Raw genomic sequence first — 22,952 nt, 5'->3', positions numbered from 1 at the left:
CAAGCCCTACTTGCTGGCACACCTCTTGATCATCCTGCTGCTCGAGCCGCTTGCCCGCGACTTCGAGGACTCTCCCCGCTGGATGCAGGCCGCCTGACGGCACCTGGCGCTTGGCGTGTTTTGCAACAACTCGTTGCATCCTTGCTACAAGCGATCATTCCACAACCAACCATCCGTTGCTTCCGCCGCAGAAAGCGAGCGCTTGGGCGGCACCTGCGCGAGCCTCCTCGAAAACGTCCGTATCAATCGATGCTCGCGCTACCTTAACGCCTATGCGGATTGCCCTGGGCCTGGTCGCATACGCTCTACTGGCGAAAGTGGCTCCGTTGAGGGAGCGACCGGGGTTTCTCGCGATGCGGAACGTGGACAACGTAGAATGGCCGCGCGGGGCGTAGCGCGGCCTGCACGCTCAGAATGTCGAAGGGCCCGGCAGCCTGGTGGCTGCCGGGCCCTTGTTGCGTATTCGGGAGATGCGGGCGAGGCACTTGCGAAGTCGGCGGCGCCGGGCTTTAAGTTTGCTCTTGCAAGGAATTCGGCGGCCATAAGCCGATGTAAGGGAGAGCGCTATCGATGCCCACCAAGCCCCAATTGCCGGTACGTTCGTCGCGAGGAACGGGAGGGCCGAGTGCGCTCGATGGTCTGTTGGTCGTCGATTTTACGCGTGTTGTCGCCGGGCCGGCCTGCACCCAGACGCTCGCCGATTTTGGCGCGCACGTCATCAAGATCGAGAATCCCGATGGCGGGGACGACACGCGTGCCTATGAGCACGCCGAGATCGGCGGCGAAAGCGCCGCCTATCTCAGCCTGAACCGCAACAAGCGCGGCATTGCGCTCGACCTTGCCGTGCCGGAGGCTCGAGAAATCGCGCTGGATCTGATCCGCAAGGCGGACGTGGTCGTGGAAAATTTCTCAAGCGGGGTCATGAAGAAGTTCGGGCTCGACTATGAGTCGGTCGCGCCGCTCAATCCACGGCTGGTCTATTGCTCGATCTCCGCCTACGGCCGCTCCGGACCGTTCGCCTCGCGCCCCGGCTTCGATCCCATCACGCAGGCGGAGAGCGGCTTCATGTCGCTCAATGGATTTGCCGACGGCCCGGCGGTTCGTACCGGACCGCCCATCGTCGACATGGCGACAGGGATGTCTGCCTGTAATGCCATCCTGCTGGCGCTGCTAGCGCGCGACCGGCTCGGCCGTGGGCAACGTGTCGAAGTCGCTCTGTTCGACGTTGCGATGGGGATGACCGGCTTCTACGGCATGGCTTACCTCATCAATGGCGAAAACCCCGGCCGGTTCGGCAATTCGCCCAGCGGGTCTCCCACCGTCGGCGTGTACGAGGCCTCTGACGGGCCGCTCTACATGGCCTGCGCCAACGACCGGCTTTACCGCCGGCTCGTGGTCGAGGTGCTGAATCGGCCTGATCTCATCATCGATCCGCGGTTTGCGACGCGCAAGGCCCGTTCGGAAAACAAGGAGCTCTTGCGGGCAGCCATTGCGGAGGTCTTTGCAAGCGATACTCTGGAGAACTGGATGGCGAAGATGAAGCTGGCCAATATCCCGGTCGGCTATCTCCGGACAGTCGAGGAGGGCTTCAATGCACCCGAGGCTCGCGAGCGCCATCGCCTGAACCGGATTCCGCACCCTACGGCGGGATGGGTGCCCAACATCGAGCCGCCGATCACGATGAGCCTAACCGATGCGGTCGATCCCGTTGCTGCACCCCGGTTGGGCGAGCATACCGAGGCGGTTTTGCGTAGTATCCTCGGTTACGACGAACGTCGGATCAAAGAGTTTACCCAGAAGGGTGCTTTTGGCTCCGGCAAACCCTCGACGCCGATGTGAGCCGCTCTCATGGCACCGGGCATTGCGCAGCGTGCGGGACGATGCTTCGCAATGCAGGCTGCATTGGCTTGATTTGGCGAAGGGGCGGCCGCATAAATACGTGAAATTGAGGGACACGAATGGCGCCGGACCGAAAGCCGAGCATAGGGCGCTCCACCGGGTCGGAAGCCGGCGAAGGCGCCTATGCCGCAATGATCGCGAAGGCCCGGGCCCTCCTGCCGCGACTACGTGAGCGGGCGGCGCGCACGGAGGAACTGCGGCATCTCCCGTCGGAAACCGAGATGGATCTCCATGGCGCCGGCCTGTTCCGGATGCTCCAACCGGCCAGGATCGGCGGCGCCGAGCTCGACTATGTCGCTCTCGTCGATTGCGCTGAGCTGCTCGGGCAGGCGGATGCATCGGTAGCCTGGAATCTGGCCAATCTGGCGAGCCATCATTGGATGCTCGGCATGTTCGAGCAGAAGGCGCAGGATCTGGTCTGGGGCCGTGATCCGGACGCGCTGATCGCATCCTCGTTCATTTTTCCCGCCGGACGCGCCACGCGGGTCAAGGGCGGATACCAGTTGCATGGCAGCTGGCCATTCTCGTCGGGCGTTGCCTCCTGCGAATGGAACATGCTGGCAAGCGTAGTCTACTCCGACGACGAGGCGGATGGCATCGAGTATCGAATCTTTCTGCTGCCGAAAGGCGATTACAAGGTGCTGGACACCTGGAACGTCGCCGGACTGCGCGGGACGGGATCTTGCGACGTGGAGGTCAGGGACGCCTTCGTGGCTGACCATATGACGATCGCTGTCGGCGACCTCTCAGGTGGCCCGACGCCGGGAAGCGCGGTCAATCCGAACCCGCTGTATGCGCTGCCCGTCTTCTCGCTATTTCCTTACGTCCTCTCCGGTGTCGCGCTGGGGAATGCGCAGGCGTGTCTTGACGATTACACGGAGGTCGCGCGTCATCGCATTTCGACCTACAACCGCGCCAAGCTGAGCGATTTTCAAAGCACGCAGATCAAGATCGCGGAGGCCTCGGCCAAGATCGACGCCGCGCGCCTGATCATGCGGTCCGCCTGCCTCGATGCCATGGAGAACGCACGGTGCGGTCATATCCCTGACATGGCGACCAAGACCAGATATCGGCGCGACGGATCTTTTTCAGTGAACTTGTGCACGGACGCGGTTTCGATGCTGTTTGCCGCGAGCGGCGCGCGTGGCTTATTCACGAGCGGCGTGTTGCAGCGGCAGTTCCGCGATGCGCACGCGATCAACTCGCATCTCGCGTTCAACTTCGATGCGGCGGGGACCAATTATGGGCGGGTGGCGCTCGGCCTGCCGTCCGAGAATCTCACGCTGTGAGGTCGGCCGATGAATGATCTGCCGAAGCAGCCCCGGGCGCCCGATCCCGCCAACGAGTTCGCTAGCGACAGCTCGCAGATCGATCCTCGCGACTTTCGCAACGCGCTCGGAACCTATGCAACGGGCGTGACGATCATCACGGCGGCAGCGCCTGACGGCAAGCCCTACGGACTGACGTGCAATTCGTTCGCCTCGGTCTCGCTGAATCCTCCACTGGTTCTGTGGAGCCTCGTCGTCTATTCCTCGAGCCTGACCATCTTCCAGAACGCCAGCCATTTCAGCGTCAACGTTCTTGGCGCTTCACAACAAGCACTTGCGAACAAATTCGCAAAATCGTCGGACGACAAGTTCACCGGCGTCAGCTGGACACCTGGCTTCGGCAACGCGCCAGTGCTCGCCGAGAGCGTCGCCAACTTTCAATGCCGCTCCGTGAATCGCTACTATGGCGGCGACCACGTGATCTTTCTCGGCGCGGTCGAGGCTTACACCTACAATGCGAACGAGCCGCTGCTCTTCGCGCGGGGGGCGTTCGGTCGCTTCATAGCCGACGATGAGCGCAAGAAGGCGCCGTAACGCTCTTCAGGTCGCCCTAGACAGCGTGGCGCTCTGCCGCTGAAAGCTTGTAGATCTCCAACGCGTCCGCTTCTGCACCTCGCGCTGCCTTCGCCAGCCTGAAGAGTTGTCCGGCAAGCGAAGCCATCGGCACCGGCGTCGACGTCGCCTGTGCGACATCGGCAACCGTATCGAGGTCCTTGAGCATCGTGGCGATGTGGCCAAGCGGCGGGGTGTGAATGCCCTGCACCATCCGTGGCACGAAGAGCTGAAGCGGAATGGAATCCGCAAAGCCGCCGGCGAGCGCTTCGGGCAATCGGTTGGCATCAATTCCGGCGTTCACGGCAAGGCGCGTTGCTTCCGCGAGAACGGCCATCGCGCACCCGACGATCACCTGGTTACACAGCTTTGTGGTCTGGCCAGCGCCGACTGGGCCCATGTGAGTGAACCTGCGCGCCATGGCCAGCACATAGGGCCGCACCCTCTCGATGTCGCCAGCTTCTCCGCCCGCCATGATGGCGAGCGTGCCTTCCTCGGCGCCCTTCGTGCCCCCGGACACCGGCGCATCGATCCAGGCGGCACCGTTTGCGTCTTCCAATCGCATCGCAAGATCGCGCGCTGCGTCCGGATGGATTGACGAGAAGTCGACCACGAGCTTGCCCGCGCCAGAGCCTGCTGCCAGACCTTCGGGCCCGAAGATCACCTCCTCGACCGCCGCCGCATCCGTCACGCACATGAAGACGATATCCGAGTTTGCCAGGAGATCGCGGGGCGTGACCGCCCGCCTGGCACCGGCATCGACGAGCGGCGCCACCTTGCCCTCCGAGCGGTTCCAGACAGCGACTTGGTAGCCGGCCTTGAGCAGGCGTCGGGCCATTGGCGTTCCCATGAGTCCCAGGCCGAGATAGCCGAGCCTCCGGGTGCCTTGCGGGTTTGCCTTGCTCTCATCAGCCATAGGTTGCCTCCTTCTGTCGCAGACGCCGCCTTACCATACATTGCGCATCGGACGGCAGAACCGCCCCGCTCGCATGGCTTGCCTGATTGTTTGAACCATGAAACATTTGAGCCGGTCGGGTGGGGGCGCCGGTCGGCGCCGGAGCAGCGGAGTGGCACGATGCGAACCGTTTCGAAGTGGGTCCTGGCTTTGGGGGCGGCAGCAGCCGTGAGCGCTGGAGCAAGCCCGTCATGGGCGCAGCAGACGATCCGCGTCGGCTGGACGATCCCGGCCGAGGAGTCCAAATATTGGATGATGCGCAGGCCGACCGAATTTCCCAGTATCGGCAAGATCTACAATATCGAATGGACCCAATTCCAGGGCACCGCGCCGATGACGCAGGCGCTGGCGGCCGGTGCGTTGGACTGTGCGACCCAGGCGCCGCTGTCGCTCGCCAACGGCGTCGTCGGTGGGAATCTCAAGGCGTATATCGTGGCACAGCACGTTTTCGAGAAGCCCGGCGGTTTCTCGGTCTACTGGGCCGTCAAGGATGACTCGCCCATCAAGACAATCGCGGATCTCAAGGGCAAGACGGTGGGCATTTCCGTGATCGGTGGCGGCACGCAGGGGCCGTTCAATCTGCTCTTGAAGCAGAATGGCGTCGATCCCGCCAAGGACATCAAGCTGGTCGAGGTCGGCTTTGCCGTTTCCGAGGACGCGCTGCGCCAAGGCCGCGTCGATGCGGTCAACATGAACCAGCCGTTTGCCGCGCGCGCGGAGGCGAAGGGCGGCACCAGGAAGCTGTTCTCGCTGTCCCAGGCCATGCCGAACATCGTGCACATCCTCGAAGCCTGCCGTGCCGATTTCGTCGACAAGAATCCGGAGCTGGTCAAAGCCTACGTCCGCGACATCACGTCCGGCATGAAGAAGGCGCTGGCCAACCGCGAGGAAACCTTGAAGGTGGTGTCCGAAGTGCTCAAGGCGCCCGTTCCCGTGCTCGAGACTTATCTGCTCAAGGACAACGACTTCGGTCGCGATCCGGGCGCAGCACCAAACTTCCCGGCGATCCAGAAGATGCTGGATATCTATGCAGAGACAGGAATGCTGCCGAAATTGGATGTCGCACAGTTCAAGCATCAGACGATCGTCGCTCCGCTGCAATAGAAGCGGGCGAGTTATCGCGTGCAAGATCGTGGCGTTCCGGATCGTCCGGGCCGCTGCATGAAGAAGATGAACATATGAAGAAGTTGCGATCACGCGTCACCACGGACGGGCTCGACCGAGCCCCGCATCGCGCATTCATGCGCGCCATGGGGCTCGACGACGCTGCGATCGCCAAGCCGATGGTGGGCATCGTGAGCATGAAGGGCGAGCAGACGCCCTGCAACATGACCCACGACTTCCAGGTGGCTGCAGCCAAAACTGGAATCGAGGAGGCCGGGGGCACACCGCGCGAGTTCTCGACCATCTCGGTTTCCGACGGCATCAGCATGAACCACGAGGGAATGAAATTCTCGCTGTTCTCGCGGGAGCTGATCGCCGATTCGATCGAAGCCGTTGTGCATGGGCTGGCCTACGATGGGCTGATCGGATACGGCGGATGCGACAAGACCCTTCCCGGCGTGATGATGGGCATGGTTCGCTGCAACGTGCCGTCCATCTTCATCTATGGCGGCAGCTCGCTGCCTGGCCGCGTGGATGGACGCACGCTGACGGTGCTCGACTCCTACGAGGCTGTCGGCAGCTTCATGACCGGTGAGATCGATGGCGCCACGCTCGAGCGGATCGAGCGTGCCTGCTTGCCGACGATCGGCGCGTGCGCCGGCCAATTCACCGCGAACACCATGGGAATGGTTTCGGAGGCGATAGGACTGACCATTCCCAACGTCTCGATGGTGCCCGGTGTCTATGTGGAGCGTGCGCAGATCTCGCGGCGCGCCGGCAGGCTGATCATGGAAATGCTGGAGCGCGGTGGGCCACTGCCGCGCGACATCGTGACCCGAAAATCCCTGGAGAACGGCGCGGCGATCGTTGCCGCGACGGGCGGCTCGACCAACGCCGCGCTGCACCTGCCTGCAATCGCGAACGAAGCCGGCATTGCGTTCACCATCGACGACGTCGGCGAGGTCTTTGCCAGGACACCCCTGATCGGGAATCTGCGCCCCGGTGGCAAATACACCGCAAAGGATGTCTATGACATCGGCGGCGCGGCGGTTGTGATCCGTGAGCTGATCCAGAGCGGGCATATCGATGGCAGCTGCTTGTCCATTACCGGCCGCACGCTTGCCGAAGAATATGGTGGGGCCAACCCCCCCGATGGAGAGGTTGTGCGCGCGGCCCGCGCGCCGATCATGCCTGACGGTGGTGTGGCAGTTCTGAAGGGCAATCTCTGTCCCGACGGGGCAGTGATCAAGGTCGCTGGTTTGAAGAGCCAGTTCTTCGAAGGCGTTGCGCGCGTTTTCGAGGATGAAGAAGCTTGCGTCGCAGCGGTTCGTGATCGCAGCTACAAGGCGGGCGAGGTTCTCGTGATCCGCAATGAAGGGCCGGTCGGCGGACCCGGCATGCGCGAAATGCTCGGCGTCACCGCGCTGATCTACGGGCAGGGCATGGGCGAAAAAGTGGCGCTGATCACCGATGGCCGGTTCTCCGGCGCGACCCGCGGCATGTGCATCGGCTACGTGGCCCCCGAGGCATTTGTTGGCGGTCCGCTGGCGCTTGTTCGCGACGGCGACAGGATCCGGATTGATGCCGCAAACCGGCGGATGGATGTCCTGCTCGACGAGCAGGAGCTCTCCGCGCGGCGACGCGATTGGAAGCCGCGCCCGCCGCGCCACCGTGCAGGTGCGCTCGCAAAATATGCGCGGCTGGTCGGCCAGGCGCCGGGCGGCGCCGTTACGCATGAAGGCCCGGCAGAATGGCCGTGGTTCGAATGACGACCGCACGCGTGCGAAGGACGGCCGGTCTGGCAGGCTTCTTGCTAACCTTGTGCCGCTGAACGTTCGTGCGAGTGAGACGGAAGACGGGATGACGGTAGTGCCTGCGAGATCGAGCGAATGGAGGAGACCGGTGACGTCACAAGAGCCGGCTTCCGCAATCATCGAGATCGATCGCGTTTCGCAGGTCTTTCAGACCTCGGCGCGCAAGGATCATTTGGCGCTATCGGACATCTCGCTGACGATCGAGGAGGGGGCTTTCGTCTCCATCCTTGGCCCGTCCGGCTGCGGGAAGTCGACACTGCTCTATATTGTCGGCGGCTTCGTCAATCCGACCAGCGGCGCGGCGAAGATGAAGGGGCGGGCGATCACGGGACCAGGTCCGGACCGCGGACCGGTGTTCCAGGAGTTTGCCCTGTTTCCCTGGAAGACCGTGCTGGGCAATGTGATGTACGGACCACGCCAGCAAGGTGTGCGCACCGCCGAGGCCGAAGCGCAGGGCCGGGCCTTGATCGAGATGGTCGGCCTCAAGGGCTTTGAGAATTTCTACCCCAAGGAATTGTCGGGTGGCATGAAGCAACGCGTGGCGCTGGCGCGCACGCTTGCTTACCATCCCGAAGTGCTGCTGATGGACGAGCCGTTCGGTGCGCTCGACGCGCATACCCGGACCCGCCTGCAGAACGATCTTCTGAACATCTGGGAGCGCGACCGCAAGACGGTGCTATTTGTCACTCATTCGGTCGACGAGGCTGTCTTCCTCTCGGACAAGGTCGTCATGATGTCGAAATCGCCCGGGCGAATCCGGCAGGTCATCGACATCGATCTGCCGCGGCCGCGCCGCCGCAACGAACTGTTGCTCGATCCGCGGTACCAGAAGTACGTCGTCAATATCGAGCGCATGTTCGATGAGAGCGACGAAGCCGGAGCGCCAACATGATGTCGCCGGCGGTCTTGACCAGGCGGGCTGCTCCGGTGCTGGCCTGCATCGGGTTGTTGGCCGTGTGGCAGATTGCCTCGCTCGCGCTGAAGAACGACAGCTTCCCCACGGCGGTCGAGGCGGTCCGGGCAATTCCGGACATTCTCGGCGACAAGGAGTCCCTGACGAACATCCTCGATTCGCTTCGCCGCATGGCGATCGGGTTCGGCGTGGCGGTGCTGGTTTCGATTCCGCTGGGCCTGTTGATGGGACGCAGCCGGACCGTCGCGGCCTTCTTCAATCCACTCCTGATGGTGATCTATCCGGTGCCGAAGGCCGCCTTGATGCCGATTATCATGCTTTGGTTGGGCGTCGGCGACGTCACCAAGACACTGGTGATCTTCCTGGGCGTTAGCCTCCCCGTGATCTACCACAGTTTCGAGGGTGCCAAGGCTGTCGAAGAGAAGATGCTGTGGTCAGGTGCCGCGATGGGACTTTCCCCCGCACAACGCCTGGTGCGGATCGTGCTGCCCGCGGCGCTGCCGGAAATCCTGACTGGGTGCCGCACGGGATTGGTGCTGGCGCTGATCACGATGATCACCAGTGAGATGATCGCCCGTCAGTCGGGCGCTGGCAATATCCTGTTCAATGCGCTCGACATGGGCCAGTACGACACCGTCTTTGCAATGATCATCATTGTGGGGGCGATGGGAATTTGCCTCGACGCGATTTTCGAAAGGATTCGCGCCAGACTCGTGCGTTGGTCCGAGCCGCAGTTCGACATGCCGCTGAGCTTCTCATGATGTCGCGCCCTCTCTCCCCGAACGTCTTTCTTGGGATTGCGCCGATCGTGCTGGTGATCGCGGTGTGGCAGGGCCTGGTATCATTCGGCCTTGCGCCCGCGGTCTTGCTGCCGCCGCCGGGCTTCGTCTTCAGCCGGCTGCTTCAGCAGCTCGTGACGTTGACATTTCAGCAGGAGATCGCGGCAACGCTGATCCGCCTGTTTGCCGGGTTCGCGATTGCGGTCCTGCTGGGGGTCAGTATCGGCATCGCTGCCGCCGCCAATCCGGCGATCAACGCGGTGGTCCGTCCCATCGTCCGCGTATTGGCGCCGTTGCCCAAGGTTGCGCTCTATCCGGCGCTCCTGCTTTTGCTCGGGTTCGGCCACGGATCGAAGGTCACATTGGTGGCCGCGGACGCGCTCTTTCCCATCCTGCTCTCGACCTATTATGGTGCATCGGCCGTCGAGCAGAAGCTGATCTGGTCGGCCATGGCGGCAGGAACGCCGCGCTATGAAATCCTCTTCAAGGTGGTGCTGCCCGCCGCGATGCCGTCGATCCTGACCGGATGCCGGATCGGCCTTGTCATTTCCTGCATCGTGGTGTTTCTGGCCGAGATGATCACGTCGACGGACGGACTGGGGCACGCGCTCGTGACGGCGGCCCGGACCTTCCAGGCCGTCGATATGTTCGTGCCGCTGATCACGATCTCACTGCTGGGATTGATCCTGAACGGCGTGTTGGGGGCAGTGCGCTCGTACTTGCTCCGGGGCTTCCCCGAAGCCTAACGAACAAAGAGAAGACCGGGAGAGAACCATGCTGGCTGATCGCATCGAGGCAAAATGGATCGACGCATTCTGCGAGATCTTTGAGCGATGCGCCGTCAAGGCCGGCGATACCGCGGCAATCCTTTCGGAAACCCAGTCGCGCGCGTTGAACGTGCATCTGGCGGAGCTGGCCCTGCTGCGCATGGGAGCCCGGCCATTTCACGTGGTGATGCCGACACCGCGTAACCGTCATGTTGTTCCGGTCCGCTCGACTGGGGCAAGCGAGGCCATCCAAAAGCTTGGTCCAGTCATCACGGCGCTTCAGCAGGCTGGATTTGTCGTGGATTGCACCATCGAAGGACTGATGCACGCGGTGGAGACGCCGGAGATTCTTAAAGCCGGCGCGCGGATCCTGGTGATCTCCAACGAGCATCCCGAAGCGCTGGAGCGCATGGTGCCGGATTCCGCACTCGAAAAGCGTGTCCGTGCCGCGGCGAAGCTGCTGCGGGGGACCAAGCGGATGCGCGTCACATCGAAAGCCGGCACGGCTCTCGACGTCGACATGGTCGGGGCCTCCACGGTCGGTGTGTGGGGCTGGACCGACAAGCCCGGCACGTTGGCGCATTGGCCCGGCGGCATCGTCGTCAGCTTTCCCAAGAGCGGGACCATCAACGGCACGCTGGTGATGGCGCCCGGCGACATCAACCTGACCTTCAAGCGCTACCTGACCTCGCCGGTGAAGATGACCCTGAAGGACGATTACGTCGTCGAGCTGGAGGGCGAAGGCACCGACGCCGCGATGATGCGCGCCTATCTCGCTGCATGGGGGGATCGCGAAGCCTATGCCGTCTCGCATGTGGGCTTCGGCATGAACCCCGGCGCGCGGTACGAGGCGCTCTCGATGTACGATCAGCGCGACACCAACGGCACCGAGATCCGAGCCGTCTCCGGCAATTTCCTGTTCTCGACCGGCGCGAATGAATTCGCAGGGCGCTATACGGCGGGACATTTCGACCTGCCGATGATGGGAACGACGATCGAGCTCGACGGCGTCGCCGTGGTTCGAGAGGGCGTGCTGCAGGACGTGTTTGGCTAGCTGCGGTCGAGCACCGGGGGCCGCGCCAGTCCGAAGTGCCGGAGCAGGTCGACCATGGCCTGGAGGCGCTTCGCGCGATAGGCATCGACGTCGAGCCCGGAATAGTCGAGAAATCCTGCGCCCGTGCGCAGGCCGATCCGGCCTTCATGCATGTTGCGTGAAATGACGTCCGGCGCCCGATAGCGCTCGCTGCCGAGCGCGCCTTCCAGATACCTGCTTGCGTAGTAGAGGATGTCGCCGCCGCCCCAATCGATGAATTCGAGCAGCCCGAGCACGGCGTAGCGGAAGCCGAAGCCGTAGCGGATCGCCTTGTCGATCTCCTCAGCGCTGGCGACGCCCTCCTCGACCATGCGTGCGGCCTCGTTCATCGCCAGCGCCTGGATGCGTGGAACGATGAAACCGGGGGTCGCGGCGCAGACCACGGGTACCTTACCGATGCCGTCGAGCAGCGCCTTGACTTGCTCGATGATGGCGGAATCGGTTGATTTGCCCGGAGAAATCTCGACGAGCGGGATCAGATAGGCCGGATTGAGCCAATGCACGTTGAGAAAGCGACGCGGGTTCACGATTGCACCGGAGAGATCATCGACGAGAATGGTCGACGTCGTCGATGCGATGACCGTATCCGGACCGACCTGTTTTGAAGCCGCCCCGAGCACCGCCCGCTTGAGTTCGACGACCTCGGGAACGCCCTCGAAGACCATGCCGGCTTCGGATAGCGCGTCTTCGCTTTGGCCGGCAGCGATCACCGAGACCCGGGCGATGAGCGGTTCGACGTCTGCCTCGGTCAAGAGCCCCAGCTTCGACAGGCTGGCAAAGGTCGTCGTGACCTCGCCGAGTGCATCCGCCTCTAGCTTGGCGAACTCCTCTGCCGAGCGTGTCTTGACGTCGATCATCGTGACCCGGTGCCCCGCATAGGCGAACGCGACGGCGATGCCGCGCCCCATGCGGCCGGCTCCGAGACAAGCAATGTTGACGCGATTGGTCATCGATCAGAATCCATTGCGAAGCAGCGTCTGCAGTTCGGCCTTGCTGAGATCGCCAAGGCCTAGTGTTTCGAGTGTCCGGCCACCTTGCGCAAAATCTTCGCCGCAGACCGCGCCACCGATCGACAGGAACGCTTTGGCGAGCGGCGTGGCCACGCCAGCCAGGCCCGCGACGGACACCAGCAGCGACAGCCCGAGCCGCAGATCCTCACGCATGTAGCGGTGCTCGGTCAGCACGATCCGCTCTCGCCAGTCGCCGGAATCGGTCAGACGGTCATGCGAACCGCGGCCATACATCCAGATCTCGCCTTCTCTCGCATAATGGTGAGCGAGGGGAAAATGCGGCGCGCCGTAGCCGAGCGCCTCGCGCACCGCAATCCGCTCGGCGTCGAGTGCGTCGGTGACTCGCCGGATCGCGGCTTGTGTGCCTTCCTTATGGATGTCCCAGCGTTCGAAATGCTCGATCGGGCCCGCATTCATCACGATCAGCGGCGGATGGATGATCGGGCCTGCGTTCATCAGTGCGCCTGACAGCGCATCCCCGCACGGTTCGATCACGCCTGGGAAAGCGCGTCCGATCACTTCGAGCGCATGCGGCGCCTGATCAAGCGGGAATACGCCCACCGGAAGCCGCTTGGCGCGGATGGTGATCGCGACCTCGAATGCTCCGTGCTTGCGCGTCAGCCAGGGCAGCGTGCCGGTCTCGGCAAAACTCGCCTTGGCATGGTTGCCGGTATTTCGGGCCGCTTGGGCGAAGATCATCGAGCCGAACGTCGCCGGTGGCAGAAACACGACCTGACCGTCGCGCAAATGCGGCGCGAGCGCACGGGCGATATCCGGCTGCGCGAAGGCGGGCGCGGGGCACAGGATCAGCTCCGTGCCGTCGACGGCCTCGGCGATGTCGGTCGTGACCAGCGCGAGCTTCACGTGGTGGTGGCCGTTGTGATTCTTGACCAGGATGCGCGTTCCTGCGGCGCGCTGCGCCGCGACCTGATCGGCATCGCGGCGCCAAAGCCGCACCTCATGCCAAGACAGCGCAAAATCGCCCGCGGCCGCGAAAGAGCCGTTTCCCCCACCCAGAACTGCGATCTTCAAGATGCTTCTCCTTGCCCGCGGGCCTGCGCATCAAGCTGCTTCAGCAGGAAATGCTGGACCTTGCCCAGCGCCGTCCGCGGCAGATCGGTGACGAAGACGATCTCGCGCGGAACCTTGTAGCGCGCGAGTTGTGCCTGAAGATGCGCCCTCAATTCGTCCGCTTCGAGCCGGCGGCCGGATCTCGCAATGACGTAGGCGATCGGCACCTCGTCCCAGCGCGGGTCGGGCCGGCCGATCACGGCGCATTCGCTGACGTCAGGATGTTCGAGCAAGACGCGCTCGACCTCGGCTGGGTAGACGTTTTCCCCGCCTGATATGATCATGTTTTTCTTGCGGTCACGGACCCAGAAATAGCCGTCGGCGTCGCACAGGCCGATATCGCCGGTGCGGTACCAGCCGTCGCGCAACGCATCGCGCGTTGCGGCCTCATTGCCCCAATATTCAAAGAACACGTTGGGGCCGCGCACCGCGATCTCGCCCGGCGTGCCCACGGGCAGTTCGTTTCCGGCTTGGTCGATCACCTTCGCCTCACAGCATAAGCCGGCAAGGCCGGTCGATCCGGTGCGCGAAAGGTCGCCGCCAAGCCGCGTGTAGATGGCGATAGGGCAGGTTTCCGTCGAGCCATAGACCTGAAGCACAGGAACATCGCGCGCGACGAAACGCTCGATCAGATGCGGAGGCACGATGGTCGAGCCGGTGGCGACGGCTTTGAGTGACGAAAGATCGGCGGCCGCCCAGGCAGGATGCTCGCTCACTGCCTGAAGGATCGCAGGTACCATCACCGTGAGTGTCGGCCGCTCCTGTTCGATGGCAGCAAGTGCGGCATCCGGCGTGAAGCGCGCATGGACCGTGACGGTCGCGCCCAGCTGCAGCGCCGGCGTGGTCTGGATGTTGAGGCCGCCGACGTGGAAGAATGGCAGCACGGTCAGCACGTGGTCGTCGGACGTCATGTTGTGCATGTGCTGGCTCATGACGCCGTTCCAGAGCAGCGCCTCCTGGCGCAGCACCGCACCCTTTGGTCGTCCCGTCGTTCCTGACGTGTAGACGATGAGCAGCGGGCAGGAGAGGTCGGTGTGCGGGTTTCGACCGCTGCCCTGGCTGCGGGTCAGCATATCTTCGAATGTCGTCCCACGAGGTGGCGTGAAGTCGAGGCCGACGATGGATGTCCCCGGCGCAGACTGCCCAAGCTCGGCGAGCACTCCGGAAAATGCATGCTCGAGCACCAGGACCTTGGCGCCGGCATCGCTCAGAATGAACAGCTGCTCGGCCACGGCCAGCCGCCAGTTCAGCGGCACCAGCATCGCGCCGAGCCGCGCGCACGCGTAGAGCAGAACCAGATAATCCGGTCGGTTCAGGCTTAGAATCGCGACACGGTCGCCGCGGCCGACGCCGAGCTCCTGTTTCAAGGCCGTCGCGGTTCGTTCGATGCGCGCGGCGAATGCCGCGTAGGTCAGCCGCTTCCCTTCGAAGGCAATGGCTATCTTGTCTGGCGCGAACGCCGCATTGCGGTCGATCAGGCTACAGAGGTCCACGGTCAGTCGTCCGTTTCGCCGGCCTCGTACAGCGCTTCGCGCCCGATCCGGTCGAGGCAGAGCTCGGCGGTCCAGGGCAGCATCAGGGAGCCGCAGCGGCTGTCGCGATAGATCCGCTCCAGCGGCAGTGACTTGAGCATGGCCTGACCGCCGCAGGTGCGGATCGCGAGCGCGGCGAGCTCATTGGCGCCCTCCATCACCGAATATTGCGCGGCGTAGGCGCGCAGAACCTGCTCCTTGCTCGGATTGGCGCGCGCCTCGGTCACTGCCTGGAACCAAACTCCCTTGATCTGCTCCAGCTTGATCTGCATCTGCGCGACCGCGATCTGCTTGGTCTGGTACATCCGCCGTTTGACCGGCGGCATGCCCGGAACCTCGCCGCGCAAGTAACGTACGGTGAAGTCATAGGCGGCTTGTGCCAGGCCCATATAGGTCGGCGACAGCGTCAGGAACATGTGCGGCCAGCGCATTGCAGCCTGGAAATAGACGCCGCGCGGCATCAGCGCAGAGTCTTCCGGCACGAACACGTCCTTGAACAGGAGCGTCCGCGAGACCGTGCCGCGCATGCCGAGCGGATCCCAATCACCGACGACCGAGACGCCTTGCGATTTTGCTGATATCGCAAGGTAAAGAGTGTTGCGGCGCGAGGCCTTCTCGCCTTCCTCGATCTCGGTGCAGAGCACGCCGTAATAATCGGCGTGGCCGGAGAGCGAGGCAAAGATTTTCTTGCCGTTGACGACCCAGCCGCCGTCGACCGGCCTTGCTTCGGTGCCGAATGCGACCCCTCCCGCAGCCGCCGCGCCGCCTTCAGAGAAGGGCTGCGAATAGATCGCGCCGTCCTCGACGATGCGCTTGTAGTGGACTGCGCGGCGTCGCTCGTGCTCGGCGCGGGTCTCTGGATCCATGTCGAGATCGTCGGCGAGGGGACCCGACCACAACGTCGAGCAGACATGCATATTCCAGGTCAGCGCGGTCGCGCCGCAATAGCGGCCGATTTCAGCGGCCGCCAAGGCGTAGGTCTGGTAGTTCGCGCCGAGGCCACCGTGCTTCTTGGGGACGGCAATGCCGAGCAGACCGACGCGATGCAGGTCGCGATAATTCTCAGTCGGGAAGGCCGCCTCACGATCGTAGGCCGCGGCGCGCGCAGCGAACACAGTCTGGCCGATCTCGCGGGCGCGCGTGACGATGTCGGCCTGCTCGTCGTTCAAACGGAATGCGACAGGATCGAAGATCGGCGCATCCAGCGCGACCTTCTTGGTCGTGCCAATCGTCTTGCTGACTTGCATGGTCATCGCGCAGTTACCTTTACGCTTTGGTCGCGAGAGAGTTCAGAAACCGGCCGAGAGCTTCGTCAAAGGCACCGGGGCGTTCGAGATTGGCGAGATGGCCCGCGCCGGCGAGCTCGACATATTGGGCTCCCGGAATATAGGTCGCCGTCTTTGCCATCATCGGCGCAGGCGCGTTGTTGTCCTTTGAGCCGGACAGCAGCAGTGTGGGAACGGAAATATTCCCAAGCGTGCTGCGCTGATCGAAGCCGATGAGAGCCAGCATCATGGCGCGATAGCTGGCCTCAGGCACGCTCCCCATGCATTCGCGGGCAACCTCCATCCCGTTCGGATCGGGATCGTCGCCGACGAGCTCCTTCACCAGAGAGGGGGCCAGCGACTTCATTGTTTCCCCGCGATCGAGCGGCCCGAGCCGTGCCGCGATGAATGATTTCTGCCAGTCGCCATCGGCCTTGCCGAAGGCGGGGCTGGTCTGCGCCAGCACGATCGCACGTGCCAGTTTGGGGGACTGCACCAGCCACTTCTGGACGATCATGCCGCCGATGGAATGGCCGATCAGAACAGGCCTGCTGGCACCGAGCTGCTCGATGAACTGCTGGAGCGCCTCCGCCAGGGCAGCGATGCTGATGCTGGCGAGCGGCGCCGATCCGCCATAGCCCGGCATATCCCATGCGATCGCGCGGAAGCGGTCGCCGAATGTGGCAAGCTGTTGCCGCCAGGCCCGCGCCGCGCCGCCAATGCCATGCAGGAAGATCAGAGGTATCGCGCCCGGATCGCCCGCGGCTTCATAGGCGAAGCGTCCGTCCTTTGTTATCATTGGCACAGGCTGCGACACGCGACATCCTTTTGCTGGGCCTTTGATGCTAACAGGCCTGTGGGGGATGGGAAGCGATAATTTTATACTTAAAGCAATTTTCGGGCCGCCTCTCGCGCGGCGGCATTTGAGGGAACGAGCGCCGCTTTCGTTGCAAAAATTTGAAGGTTAAAATATATCGAAAGAACGATCACGAGATCCCTGGGAGCCAGCGCATGTCCGGATTGCCGCACTCGCCGCACGCACTGGTGACGGGTGGCGGCCGCGGCATCGGCCGTGCGATAGCTGCTTCACTCGTCGGCGCTGGCGCGACCGTAACCGTGCTTGGCCGGAACGCGGCTGTACTCGAAGAGGCGGTCACTGCAGGTGCCGCGCACTTTGTGGCCGTCGCTGATGTCTCGAACGAAGCGTCAGTGAAAGCCGCCATTGCCGGGGCGAGTGCGCGCAAGCCGATCGATATCCTGATTGCCAACGCGGGCAGCGCTGAATCGGCGCCGTTCGCGAAGTCGGACAGCGCTCTCTTCAGTCGCATGATCGATATCAACTTCATGGGCGTTGTGCATGCCGTCCAGGCTGTGCTGCCGGGCATGAAGGATCGTCCCTATGGCCGTATCGTCGCGGTCGCGTCGACGGCCGGGCTCAAGGGCTATGCCTATGTCAGTGCGTACAGCGCAGCCAAGCACGCGGTCGTCGGCCTGGTGCGGTCCCTGGCCCTCGAGATGGCTGGAAGCAACGTCACCGTAAATGCAGTATGTCCCGGCTTCACCGATACCGATCTCGTTGCCGGCAGCATCGAGAACATCATGAAGAAGACGGGGCGTAGCCGCGAGCAGGCGGTCGCAGAGCTCGCGAAACACAATCCGCAGGGACGCCTGATCACGCCTCAGGAGGTCGCAGACGCGGTTCTCTGGCTATGCGGCGAGGGCGCCGGCGCGATCACCGGACAGGCGATCGCGGTTGCCGGTGGTGAAATCTAAGCAAGGTCCGGACCAAGGAAGCCAAGGAGATCGCATGAGCAGACCCGCCAATCCTGTCACCGTTCCGCTTGCGGATTACTCGCCGCAGCACTTCCTGCTGGCCGTGGTCGACGGCGTTGCGACGGTCACGCTCAACCGCCCCGACCGAAAGAACCCGTTGACGTTCGAAAGCTACCGGGAGCTCACCGATTTCTTCCGCGCCTGCGCCTTCGACGACGCGGTCAAATCCATCGTCGTCACCGGTGCCGGCGGCAATTTCTCGTCCGGCGGCGACGTGTTCGAGATCATCGGCCCGCTCGTGAAGATGGATACCAAGGGGCTGACCGCCTTCACGCGCATGACCGGAGACCTCGTCAAGGCGATGCGGGCGTGCCCGCAGCCGATCGTGGCCGCGGTCGAGGGCATCTGCGCCGGCGCCGGGGCGATCATCGCCATGGCATCGGACATGCGCCTCGCGGCAAGCGGGGCCAAGGTGGCGTTCCTGTTCAACAAGGTGGGTCTGGCCGGCTGCGACATGGGCGCTTGCGCGATCCTGCCGCGCATCATCGGGCAGTCCCGCGCCTCGGAATTGCTCTACACCGGCCGGTTCATGACCGCGGAAGAGGGTGAGCGCTGGGGCTTCTTCAGCCGCATCCTCACGCCGGAGCAGGTGCTGCCCCAGGCGCAAATTCTGGCGAAACAGATCGCGGAAGGGCCGACCTTCGCCAACACCATGACCAAGCGGATGCTGGCCATGGAATGGGCGATGTCGGTGGAGGAGGCGATCGAAGCGGAGGCCGTTGCCCAAGCGCTGTGCATGACCACGGCGGATTTCGAGCGTGCTTTCGAGGCCTTCGCCAACAAGGTCAAGCCGGTCTTCAGGGGCGACTGAGCGGCGCTATTATCCGCAGCCAGGCCAGCAACGGGGACTTGCGTGAAATTATTTTAGGCTTAAAATAGTTTTCGTGGCCGGTTTGAAGTGGCGAGGCTCCCATGAAAGTCGCGATCATCGGTGGCGGACCTGCGGGTCTTTATGCGGCGATCCTGCTGAAGAAGCAGCGGCCAAGCGCCGACATCACCGTGTATGAGCGCAACCGCGCCGACGACACCTTCGGCTTCGGCGTGGTGTTCTCGGATGCGACGCTCGATAATTTCGAGAAGCGCGATCTTCCGAGCTACCGTCGCATCACCCAGGAATTCGCCTATTGGGACGACATCGCCGTGCATTTCCGCGGTACGGTGCATCGGGTCGGCGGCAACGGCTTTTGCGGCTGCTCGCGACGCAAGCTGCTTTTGATCCTTCAGGAGCGCGCGAGAGAGCTTGGCGTCGCGCTGCAGTTCGAGGTGGACATCGACGATGAATCCCGCTTCGCCGATGCCGATCTCATCCTCATCGCCGACGGCATCAATAGCCGTTTCCGCGAGAAATACGTCGGTCATTTCCAGCCGGAGGTCGACGTTCGCTCCAACAAGTTTGCCTGGATGGGATCGACCAGGCCGCTCGATGCCTTCACCTTCATCTTCCAGGAGACGGAGTGGGGGCCGTTTATCGCCCATGCCTATCAGTATGAGGCCGGGCATTCGACCTGGATCTTCGAGACCGACCCTGAAACGTTCGAGCGGGCGGGACTGACAGGGCTGGACGAGGCTCAGTCCGCCGCGCGGATGGCGGACATCTTCGGCTGGTTCCTTGATGGACACAAGCTGCTGACCAACCGCTCGATGTGGCGCAACTTCCCGATGATCCGCAGCAAGCGCTGGGTCAAGGACAACATGGTCCTGCTTGGCGACGCCAAGGCCAGCGCGCATTTCTCGATCGGCTCTGGCACGAAGCTCGCGATGGAGGACGCGATCGCGCTGGCCGAAGCCATGGAGGAGGCGCCCAGCATCAAGGCAGCGCTGGAGGTCTATGAGCGCGGCCGCCGCGAGGAGGTCGAGAAGACGCAGCATGCCGCCGACGTCTCGCTGGTGTGGTTCGAGCATGTCGACCGGTTCTGGAATTTTGACCCGGTGCAGTTCGCCTTCGGCGTCATGACGCGCTCGAAGGCGATCACCTATGACAATCTGAAACTCCGCGCGCCGGATTTCGTGGCGGAGGTCGACAAATCGTTTGCCAGGCAGGTGCGCAGCAGCGGCTTCGACGTCGACACCGATCGGCCGATGGTGCCGCTGTTCCAGCCGTTCCGCTTGCGTGAGATGAAGCTCGCCAATCGCGCGGTGATGTCGCCGATGTGCATGTATTCGGCAAAGGAAGGTGTGCCGACCGACTTCCACCTCGTGCATTTCGGCTCGCGCGCGATCGGCGGCGCCGGGCTGATCTTCACCGAGATGGCCTGTGTCAGCCGCGAGGCCCGGATCACGCCCGGCTGCGCCGGCCTGTGGAACGACGAGCAGGAGGCCGCATGGCGGCGCATCGTGGATTTCGTCCACGGCAATTCGGCCGCGAAAATCTGCCTGCAACTGGGACATGCCGGCCGCAAGGGCGCAACCAAGTTGATGTGGGATGGCATGGACCGTCCCTTGGAGCAGGGCGGCTGGGAAGTCTTCTCGGCCTCACCGCTACCCTATTTCCCCGACAGCCAGGTGCCGCGCGAGATCGATCGGTCCGGCATGAATGCGGTGAGAGACGCTTTCGTCGCGGCGGCCGCGCGCGGCGAGCGCTGCGGCTTCGACATGCTCGAATTGCACTGCGCCCACGGCTATCTGCTCGCAAGCTTCATCTCGCCGCTGACCAATACCCGTACGGACGAGTATGGCGGCTCGCTCGAAAACCGGCTGCGCTTCCCGCTCGAGGTCTTCGAGGCGCTGCGTGCGGTATGGCCGTCGCACAAGCCGATGTCGGTGCGCATCTCCGCAACCGACTGGGCTGATGGCGGCATCACCGGCGACGACGCCGTCGCTGTCGCGCGCGCCTTTGCCGAGGCCGGCGTCGATCTCGTCGACGTCTCGACCGGCCAGACCGTGCGCGATGCGCAGCCGGTCTACGGGCGCATGTTCCAGACGCCCTTCTCCGATCAGGTCCGCAACGAGGCGCGCGTGGCCACCATGTGCGTCGGCAACATCACCACGGCGGACCAGGCCAACACCATTCTGGCCGCCGGCCGGGCGGATCTCGTCGCGCTCGGCCGTCCGCACCTGGTCGACCCCTTCTTCACCATGAAGGCGGCGGCCTGGTATGGAGCAAACGACGCCTTCTGCCCGCCGCAATATCTGCCCGGCAAGGATCAGATTTTCCGCAACAGCGTGCGCGACCGGCAGGACCTCGAGGAGCTGAGAATTAAGGCTAAGCCCAAGACCCGGGCCGAGCTCAAGGCGGAGGCGACAAAGCCGCTTGCGGCGGAGTGACCGCCCGTGCGACGTTAACCCATTGCCTGTGTTTCGAGTGGAGTTAGGGCGATGAAGGCGATTATCGTCGGTGGCGGTATCGGTGGCCTCACCACGGCATTGATGTTCCGCTCGCGCGGCCTGGATTGCGAGATCTACGAGCAGGCCGACACCATTCGCGAGCTCGGCGTCGGCATCAACACGCTGCCGCATGCCATGCGCGAGTTGGCCGGGCTCGGCCTGTTGCAGAAGCTCGACGACGTCGCGATCCGCACCGATCAGCTCTACTATCTCAACCGCCATGGCCAGGAGGTCTGGCGCGAGGCCCGCGGCATCGACGCCGGCCACGACGTGCCGCAATTCTCGATCCACCGTGGCCGCCTTCAGGGCGTCATCCATCGCGCGGTCGAGGAGCGGCTCGGGCCGGACGCAATTCACACCGGCTGCCGGCTCGGCGCCTTCACGCAGGACGAGCGCGGCGTCACGGCCTACTTCTTCGATCGCGCTGGCGCGCACGTCCACACCGCGCGTGGCGATATCCTGATCGGCGCCGACGGCATCCATTCGCGCGTCCGCGAGACGCTATTCCCGAACGAAGGCCCGCCCTGCTGGAACGGCCTGATGCTATGGCGCGGCGCCCGCGATTGGCCGCTGTTCCTCACCGGCAAATCCATGATCGTGGCCGGCGGTCTCAATGCCAAGGTGGTGATCTACCCGATCGCGGAAGGATCGAGCGCGGCAAGCCGGCTGACCAATTGGGCGGTGCTGGTGAAGGTCGGCGAGGGCAATGCTCCGCCACCGCGCAAGGAGGACTGGTCGCGACCGGGCCGGCGCGAGGAGTTGATGCCGCACGTCGCGCGCTTCTCCGTGCCCTATATCGACGTGAAGAGTCTGATCTCGGCGACGCCCGAATTCTACGAGTATCCAACCTGCGACCGTGATCCCTTGCCCTATTGGTCATCGGGCAGAGTGACGCTGCTCGGCGATGCCGCGCATCCCATGTATCCGGTCGGATCGAACGGCGCCTCGCAGGCGATCCTCGACGCGCGCTGCCTTGCGGACGCGCTGGTGCGCGCCGAGCACCCGCGCCAGGCGCTGCTCGAATACGAGAAGAAGCGCCTGCCGATGACGGCCGAGATCGTCCGGTCCAATCGACGCGGCGGCCCCGAGGGCGTCATCGACGCGGTCGAGCAGCTCGCACCCGACGGCTTCGACAATGTCGACAATGTGCTGAGCTATTCCCAGCGCGAAGCCATCGTGCGCGGCTATGCGACAAAGGCAGGCTTTGCCGCAGTGCCGGGACTTGCCGCGGTGCGCGCTTGAGGCACGCCGCTAAAGCGGAATGGTTTTAGGTTGAATCGATTACCGCGGCTCTTCACCTCTCCCGCTTGCGGGAGAGGTCGGCGCGAAGCGTCGGGTGAGGGCTATCTCCTTTTGGAGATTGCCCCATTGTGGAAACACCCTCTCCCCAACCCTCTCCCGCAAGCGGGAGAGGGGTGCACCTCCGTTATGGCAATCATGCCTGATCTCATCGCGCTCTAGAGCGTTTCACATTTTGACGGAAGCATAACCGGCGTTGGCGAAGTAGTTGGCGCATTCGCGAGGCTGGATGTCCTGGATGAGGTGACCGATGTGGCGCCAAGTGTCCTCGATGGTGCGCTTCTGAGCTTGCCGCATCCAGTGTTTGATCTTGGAGAATGCCTGTTCGATCGGGTTGAGGTCGGGCGAGTATGGCGGCAGGTACCACAGCCTGGCGCCAGCAGCCTGGATCATTTGCCTGACAGTTTTCGACTT

At 63.6% G+C, this 22,952-nt stretch carries 20 protein-coding genes; 13 read left to right on the top strand and 7 right to left on the bottom strand.

What is annotated here, in order from left to right; genetic code table 11:
- Positions 1 to 570: 570 nt before the first annotated feature.
- The 3 genes from YU9_RS0135225 to YU9_RS0135215 all read left to right on the top strand — a co-directional run bounded on the left by YU9_RS0135225 (position 571) and on the right by YU9_RS0135215 (position 3,761).
- Positions 571 to 1,839 (top strand): CaiB/BaiF CoA-transferase family protein, encoded by a 1,269-nt coding sequence (locus YU9_RS0135225; RefSeq protein ID WP_027576958.1) that lies wholly within the window; start codon positions 571 to 573, stop codon positions 1,837 to 1,839.
- A gap of 119 nt (positions 1,840 to 1,958) precedes the next feature.
- Entirely contained in the window at positions 1,959 to 3,188 is a 1,230-nt protein-coding gene (locus tag YU9_RS0135220; protein WP_027576957.1) for an acyl-CoA dehydrogenase family protein, read from the top strand.
- A gap of 9 nt (positions 3,189 to 3,197) precedes the next feature.
- Complete coding sequence (locus YU9_RS0135215) at positions 3,198 to 3,761, top strand: flavin reductase family protein (protein ID WP_027576956.1); 564 nt, start codon at positions 3,198 to 3,200, stop codon at positions 3,759 to 3,761.
- Between the two features lie 16 nt (positions 3,762 to 3,777).
- Here YU9_RS0135215 and YU9_RS0135210 read toward each other — a convergent pair whose 3' ends face one another.
- Complete coding sequence (locus tag YU9_RS0135210) at positions 3,778 to 4,695, bottom strand: NAD(P)-dependent oxidoreductase (RefSeq protein WP_027576955.1); 918 nt, start codon at positions 4,693 to 4,695, stop codon at positions 3,778 to 3,780.
- A 159-nt stretch (positions 4,696 to 4,854) separates the two neighbouring features.
- Between YU9_RS0135210 and YU9_RS0135205 the strand changes: the two genes are divergently transcribed.
- The 6 genes from YU9_RS0135205 to YU9_RS0135180 all read left to right on the top strand — a co-directional run bounded on the left by YU9_RS0135205 (position 4,855) and on the right by YU9_RS0135180 (position 11,165).
- A complete protein-coding gene (locus YU9_RS0135205; protein ID WP_027576954.1) occupies positions 4,855 to 5,838 on the top strand; it encodes an ABC transporter substrate-binding protein in 984 nt (327 codons plus the stop codon).
- A 74-nt stretch (positions 5,839 to 5,912) separates the two neighbouring features.
- Positions 5,913 to 7,607, top strand: a complete 1,695-nt coding sequence (gene ilvD, locus YU9_RS0135200) for a dihydroxy-acid dehydratase (protein WP_027576953.1) — start codon at positions 5,913 to 5,915, stop codon at positions 7,605 to 7,607.
- A gap of 91 nt (positions 7,608 to 7,698) precedes the next feature.
- On the top strand, positions 7,699 to 8,544 hold the full coding sequence (locus YU9_RS0135195; RefSeq protein ID WP_027576952.1) for an ABC transporter ATP-binding protein: 846 nt from the start codon (positions 7,699 to 7,701) through the stop codon (positions 8,542 to 8,544).
- Positions 8,541 to 9,326, top strand: a complete 786-nt coding sequence (locus YU9_RS0135190; protein WP_027576951.1) for an ABC transporter permease — start codon at positions 8,541 to 8,543, stop codon at positions 9,324 to 9,326. Before YU9_RS0135195 ends, YU9_RS0135190 begins: the two co-directional genes overlap by 4 nt.
- Positions 9,323 to 10,090 (top strand): ABC transporter permease, encoded by a 768-nt coding sequence (locus YU9_RS0135185; RefSeq protein ID WP_027576950.1) that lies wholly within the window; start codon positions 9,323 to 9,325, stop codon positions 10,088 to 10,090. Before YU9_RS0135190 ends, YU9_RS0135185 begins: the two co-directional genes overlap by 4 nt.
- Positions 10,091 to 10,118: 28 nt before the next feature.
- Positions 10,119 to 11,165, top strand: a complete 1,047-nt coding sequence (locus YU9_RS0135180) for a peptidase M29 (protein WP_027576949.1) — start codon at positions 10,119 to 10,121, stop codon at positions 11,163 to 11,165.
- On the opposite strand, the gene YU9_RS0135175 is transcribed toward YU9_RS0135180, so the two are convergent.
- Genes YU9_RS0135175 through YU9_RS0135155 form a run of 5 tightly spaced genes read right to left on the bottom strand, consistent with a single transcriptional unit; the run spans position 11,162 to position 16,881 of the window.
- A complete protein-coding gene (locus YU9_RS0135175) occupies positions 11,162 to 12,154 on the bottom strand; it encodes a 3-hydroxybutyryl-CoA dehydrogenase (protein WP_027576948.1) in 993 nt (330 codons plus the stop codon). The genes YU9_RS0135180 and YU9_RS0135175 overlap by 4 nt on opposite strands.
- Positions 12,155 to 12,157: 3 nt before the next feature.
- Positions 12,158 to 13,246, bottom strand: coding sequence for an NAD/NADP-dependent octopine/nopaline dehydrogenase family protein (locus YU9_RS0135170; protein WP_027576947.1), 1,089 nt, complete (start codon positions 13,244 to 13,246; stop codon positions 12,158 to 12,160).
- A complete protein-coding gene (locus tag YU9_RS0135165) occupies positions 13,243 to 14,778 on the bottom strand; it encodes a class I adenylate-forming enzyme family protein (protein WP_027576946.1) in 1,536 nt (511 codons plus the stop codon). Before YU9_RS0135165 ends, YU9_RS0135170 begins: the two co-directional genes overlap by 4 nt.
- Positions 14,779 to 14,780: 2 nt before the next feature.
- Complete coding sequence (locus YU9_RS0135160) at positions 14,781 to 16,070, bottom strand: acyl-CoA dehydrogenase family protein (protein ID WP_027576945.1); 1,290 nt, start codon at positions 16,068 to 16,070, stop codon at positions 14,781 to 14,783.
- A gap of 13 nt (positions 16,071 to 16,083) precedes the next feature.
- Positions 16,084 to 16,881 carry an alpha/beta fold hydrolase gene (locus YU9_RS0135155; RefSeq protein ID WP_245266667.1) on the bottom strand — a complete coding sequence of 266 codons (798 nt, stop codon included), beginning with the start codon at positions 16,879 to 16,881 and terminating at the stop codon, positions 16,084 to 16,086.
- 212 nt (positions 16,882 to 17,093) lie between these two features.
- On the opposite strand from YU9_RS0135155, the gene YU9_RS0135150 reads away from it, so the two are divergent.
- The 4 genes from YU9_RS0135150 (at position 17,094) to YU9_RS0135135 (ending at position 22,481) form a co-directional block, all read left to right on the top strand.
- Positions 17,094 to 17,855, top strand: coding sequence for an SDR family NAD(P)-dependent oxidoreductase (locus tag YU9_RS0135150; protein WP_027576943.1), 762 nt, complete (start codon positions 17,094 to 17,096; stop codon positions 17,853 to 17,855).
- A 34-nt stretch (positions 17,856 to 17,889) separates the two neighbouring features.
- Positions 17,890 to 18,726, top strand: coding sequence for an enoyl-CoA hydratase family protein (locus YU9_RS0135145; RefSeq protein ID WP_027576942.1), 837 nt, complete (start codon positions 17,890 to 17,892; stop codon positions 18,724 to 18,726).
- Positions 18,727 to 18,827: 101 nt separating this feature from the next.
- Positions 18,828 to 21,179 (top strand): bifunctional salicylyl-CoA 5-hydroxylase/oxidoreductase, encoded by a 2,352-nt coding sequence (locus tag YU9_RS0135140; RefSeq protein ID WP_027576941.1) that lies wholly within the window; start codon positions 18,828 to 18,830, stop codon positions 21,177 to 21,179.
- A 51-nt stretch (positions 21,180 to 21,230) separates the two neighbouring features.
- Positions 21,231 to 22,481 (top strand): flavin-dependent oxidoreductase, encoded by a 1,251-nt coding sequence (locus tag YU9_RS0135135; RefSeq protein ID WP_027576940.1) that lies wholly within the window; start codon positions 21,231 to 21,233, stop codon positions 22,479 to 22,481.
- Positions 22,482 to 22,706: 225 nt separating this feature from the next.
- Here the strand turns inward: YU9_RS0135135 and YU9_RS0135130 are convergent.
- Positions 22,707 to 22,952: transposase (locus YU9_RS0135130; protein WP_027576939.1), on the bottom strand; the 246-nt coding region annotated here is incomplete at its 5' end.

Origin of the sequence: Bradyrhizobium sp. WSM1743, from assembly GCF_000473065.1 — a bacterium.
Classification (GTDB): Bacteria; Pseudomonadota; Alphaproteobacteria; order Rhizobiales; family Xanthobacteraceae; genus Bradyrhizobium.
Note: the sequence above shows the minus strand (reverse complement) of the source record. Positions and strands in the feature narration are given on the sequence as shown.

What these genes read in the sequence shown, in the direction of transcription:
- YU9_RS0135225 (WP_027576958.1), top strand. Translation starts at nt 571, where the DNA reads ATGCCCACCAAGCCCCAATTGCCGGTACGTTCGTCGCGAGGAACGGGA.
- YU9_RS0135220 (WP_027576957.1), top strand. Translation starts at nt 1,959, where the DNA reads ATGGCGCCGGACCGAAAGCCGAGCATAGGGCGCTCCACCGGGTCGGAA.
- YU9_RS0135215 (WP_027576956.1), top strand. Translation starts at nt 3,198, where the DNA reads ATGAATGATCTGCCGAAGCAGCCCCGGGCGCCCGATCCCGCCAACGAG.
- YU9_RS0135210 (WP_027576955.1), bottom strand. Translation starts at nt 4,695, where the DNA reads ATGGCTGATGAGAGCAAGGCAAACCCGCAAGGCACCCGGAGGCTCGGC.
- YU9_RS0135205 (WP_027576954.1), top strand. Translation starts at nt 4,855, where the DNA reads ATGCGAACCGTTTCGAAGTGGGTCCTGGCTTTGGGGGCGGCAGCAGCC.
- ilvD (WP_027576953.1), top strand. Translation starts at nt 5,913, where the DNA reads ATGAAGAAGTTGCGATCACGCGTCACCACGGACGGGCTCGACCGAGCC.
- YU9_RS0135195 (WP_027576952.1), top strand. Translation starts at nt 7,699, where the DNA reads ATGACGGTAGTGCCTGCGAGATCGAGCGAATGGAGGAGACCGGTGACG.
- YU9_RS0135190 (WP_027576951.1), top strand. Translation starts at nt 8,541, where the DNA reads ATGATGTCGCCGGCGGTCTTGACCAGGCGGGCTGCTCCGGTGCTGGCC.
- YU9_RS0135185 (WP_027576950.1), top strand. Translation starts at nt 9,323, where the DNA reads ATGATGTCGCGCCCTCTCTCCCCGAACGTCTTTCTTGGGATTGCGCCG.
- YU9_RS0135180 (WP_027576949.1), top strand. Translation starts at nt 10,119, where the DNA reads ATGCTGGCTGATCGCATCGAGGCAAAATGGATCGACGCATTCTGCGAG.
- YU9_RS0135175 (WP_027576948.1), bottom strand. Translation starts at nt 12,154, where the DNA reads ATGACCAATCGCGTCAACATTGCTTGTCTCGGAGCCGGCCGCATGGGG.
- YU9_RS0135160 (WP_027576945.1), bottom strand. Translation starts at nt 16,070, where the DNA reads ATGACCATGCAAGTCAGCAAGACGATTGGCACGACCAAGAAGGTCGCG.
- YU9_RS0135155 (WP_245266667.1), bottom strand. Translation starts at nt 16,881, where the DNA reads ATGATAACAAAGGACGGACGCTTCGCCTATGAAGCCGCGGGCGATCCG.
- YU9_RS0135150 (WP_027576943.1), top strand. Translation starts at nt 17,094, where the DNA reads ATGTCCGGATTGCCGCACTCGCCGCACGCACTGGTGACGGGTGGCGGC.
- YU9_RS0135145 (WP_027576942.1), top strand. Translation starts at nt 17,890, where the DNA reads ATGAGCAGACCCGCCAATCCTGTCACCGTTCCGCTTGCGGATTACTCG.
- YU9_RS0135140 (WP_027576941.1), top strand. Translation starts at nt 18,828, where the DNA reads ATGAAAGTCGCGATCATCGGTGGCGGACCTGCGGGTCTTTATGCGGCG.
- YU9_RS0135135 (WP_027576940.1), top strand. Translation starts at nt 21,231, where the DNA reads ATGAAGGCGATTATCGTCGGTGGCGGTATCGGTGGCCTCACCACGGCA.